This is a genomic window from Limosilactobacillus reuteri subsp. porcinus, from assembly GCF_036621895.1.
GTDB classification, from domain to species: Bacteria; Bacillota; Bacilli; order Lactobacillales; family Lactobacillaceae; genus Limosilactobacillus; species Limosilactobacillus reuteri_J.
The window spans coordinates 1-3,321 of record NZ_LN887306.1 but is presented as its reverse complement, the minus strand read 5'-3'; the positions used below and the strand labels follow the sequence as shown (position 1 = coordinate 3,321).

Below are 3,321 nucleotides of genomic sequence, written 5' to 3'. Positions count from 1 at the left end.
ATAATTAGAGGTTATCATGCGGTGACCAGAAGACAAGATGTAATGTAGCAAAATCCGTAAAGATTTATTTATAGAATACGAGGAGGCGTTAATGATGGAAAATCGAGTTAGCAATTCTAAAGCTAATGCAACTTATCAAAATTCATCAAAGGTCAAGGAAGTGGCCTATCGAATTTTTGCGGCGGTGGCTAATGCTATTTTGGTCGTTCTAGGAGGAGGATTATTAACTCAAACAATTGGTAACTTGACAGGTATCCATGTCCTTACCCTAATTGGTGGTGAGGCTCAAGCATTATTAGCGCCTGCTATTGGGGTTGCGGTTGCTTCACAGATGAACACAAATACATTAGTTACATTTGCATCAATGGTAGCGGCTACCGTTGGATCAAATGGTGTTCATTTTACTGATACGGCGGTTAAAGGAATGACTGCAACAGGGCAAGTAACTGCGGCGGCAGCGGGAGCACCGGTTCTTACTACTGGCCAACCTGTTTCTGCTGTTTTAGCGGCACTTGTTGCTGTTCTTGTCGGTAAGTATTTAACTGGAAAGACGCCACTTGATATGGTTCTTGTTCCATTTGGTGCGTTAGCTGTGGGGATCGGTTTTGGCCTAGTCGTTGCGGCAGTTGTTACGCCGACGCTTCTTGCTGTGTCCGCCTACATTGCGCATTCGATGCAAATTTCACCAGTTTTAGGATCAATGGTAATTTCCGTTGTGTGGGCCCTATTTCTGATGACGCCTGCCTCTTCTGCTGCCTTAGCCGTTGCCTTGATGCTTGATCCGATCTCTTCGGCGGCTGCCTTGATCGGTACTACTGCTCAATTTGTTGGTTTTACTGCGATGTCATTTCGGCAAAATAACCTTGGCGCAAATATCGCCCAAGGACTTGTTACCCCTAAAGTTCAATTTCCCAATCTCCTCATCAATCCTTATCTTTTAGTTCCAACGGTTGTTTCAGCAGCTGTTTGTGCACCAATTGCAACAGTTCTGTTTGATTTCCGTTCAACATCGACCTTAGGAGGATTGGGACTAAACTCCTTGATTGCACCAATTGCTTACTTATCACGCGGCTGGGCTCAGTTCAGCACATACATGGTTTTCGGCGTGGTAGTACCCGCTGTTCTTTCAATTGCTCTTTACCTTGTTCTTAAGCGCGCTGGATTCATCGGTGAAAAGCAATTACATCTTGAGCTAGTTTAGAAGTATCGATCAAAAAAAAGCTGTTTGTCTATTGAAAATTATGAAATAGGCAGACAGTTTTTTATTGATAAAACATCCTAACAACTGCTATTGTTGTGATTAGGGAATGTGATACAATAGACAGTGAATGTAAATTATAGATGGTAACTATCTATGATTAACGGCACGGAACGAAGCCAAAGATTAAGGCTTGCTTTAAAGCAAAGTCCCATTAATCGGTAAAAGAGTTCAGTTTTATATGAAGGAGTTTTTATACTATGATTCAAACAATTGATTTGAAAAAAGGTATGGTTTTTGAACGTGATGGTAAGTTATTAAAGGTTCTTCAAATCAACCACCACAAGCCTGGTAAGGGTAACACTTTAATGCAAATGGACATCCAAGACCTCCGTTCAGGTTCAATTGTCCACACTACTATGCGTCCATCTGAAAAGGTTGAACAAGTTAACGTTGACAAGCGTTCTGCTCAATACCTTTATGATGAAGGTGACTCAGCCGTATTTATGGACCTTGAAAGCTACGAACAATACAGTTTAAACCATGACTTGCTTGGTGACGACAAGAACTACCTTGTTGAAAACATGAAGGTTATCTTAAACTTTGTTAACGGCGATATCATTGGTGTTGAATTACCAACTACTGTTGAATTAACTGTTGCTGAAACTGAACCAATGATTAAGGGTGCTACTATCGATGGTGGTGGTAAGCCTGCTACGATGGAAACTGGTTTAGTTGTTAACGTTCCTGCATTTATCAAGAACGGTGACAAGTTAATCATCAACACTACTGATGGTAGCTACAAGTCACGGGCTTAGTTAAATATGGAAGTGGGAAATAACCCCCTCGACAAGGCGGTGGACTAAGCTAGGACGGCGATTATCGTCCGTACTTAGACTTGAGCCTTGTGGTTATTTTCCATGTTATCTTACTATTGTTCATAAAAACAGTTGAGGCTGGAGAAAACAAAAATTTTCTCCAGCCTCATTTTTTATAGGAGTATATTAATATGAATAAGAAAATAGGATTTTTAATGGTTACGGGGATAGGCCTATTATTAGCTGGTTGTGGAAATCAGGCTAACAATAAAGCGGCTAATTCTTCATCTGCCTCAAGCAGTAGTTTATTAGTGGCTAAAAGTAATGTGAAAGTTAATAGTGATAACATGAGCCCCCAAGAAGCTGTTAGTTTGATTAGTACGTATTGTGGCCTTCGTTATGGTGGGAATTGGGCTGCCATGGCTAAAGAAGCGCAAAAAGAGGGATTGCAGGTAAATCTTTACCCAAGTTCTAAATACCAATTGAGTGATGGAGGACAAGGAGTAGCTTACGATGTGACTGCTGGTGGAAAGTCACAGGGCTTGGTTTACACTGTTAATAACGATGATGTAAACATCTACCAAAATGTCAAGGAAAATCAAAAGAGTACTAAACTCGCCACAATCTCAAAGTCAGAAATGGCCAATTATGTTAATCAAGAAGGTCAGGGAAAGCTCGTTAATGACTTAGCTGCTAAGGCACAGGTAGTCGATAAGCGCAGTGGGGATAGCAATTCCTCAGCAAGCACCAGTAATTCTGGCAATGATCATAAGTATGGCCGCAGTGGTACTATTGATGTTCCAAGTGAAATGCAGGGAACATGGTATTCGGCAGATAATGATGCTGATTCAACAATAACATTTGGTTCTCATACCTTTACCTACAGTGGCGAGAATAGCAGTACAACAACTCAACTCTTTAAACAGGATTCTGAGTGGGGTGAGGACGAGGATAACTATACTAACGAAGGAATCCAAAACGCTACTAAGAACTGGGGGAAAGCCAGCTTCTTTAACATGGATGGATCACGATGGTTAAATATCCGTGGTTGGGTTCAAAACGCCGGTGACGGTTCATCATATACTGTTAAGACCGAAATAATCGATGGAAAGCAGGTTAAAGTTCTTGTATCAGCCGGGGGTGCCGGAAATTGGGTAGATGCTGTTTACTACCAATCAAAGGATATGGCGCAACAAAACGCTGATAAGAAGTTTGACGATCTTAATTATCAATAACGCGGTTTGTAAAATTAAGTTAGAAAAATAAAAAGCCATTTGTGGTAGACTTTTGAATACCCATACATCA

At 41.0% G+C, this 3,321-nt stretch carries 3 protein-coding genes; all 3 read left to right on the top strand.

The annotated features are described in order from the left end of the window. The first annotated feature begins 91 nt into the window (after positions 1-91). The 3 genes from AACL61_RS00020 to AACL61_RS00010 all read left to right on the top strand — a co-directional run bounded on the left by AACL61_RS00020 (position 92) and on the right by AACL61_RS00010 (position 3,251). Positions 92-1,201, top strand: coding sequence for a PTS sugar transporter subunit IIC (locus tag AACL61_RS00020; RefSeq protein ID WP_423245867.1), 1,110 nt, complete (start codon positions 92-94; stop codon positions 1,199-1,201). Positions 1,202-1,458: 257 nt separating this feature from the next. Further along, complete coding sequence (gene efp / locus AACL61_RS00015) at positions 1,459-2,016, top strand: elongation factor P (protein ID WP_003664757.1); 558 nt, start codon at positions 1,459-1,461, stop codon at positions 2,014-2,016. A 191-nt stretch (positions 2,017-2,207) separates the two neighbouring features. After that, positions 2,208-3,251, top strand: a complete 1,044-nt coding sequence (locus AACL61_RS00010; RefSeq protein ID WP_339110775.1) for a hypothetical protein — start codon at positions 2,208-2,210, stop codon at positions 3,249-3,251. Positions 3,252-3,321: the final 70 nt, after the last annotated feature.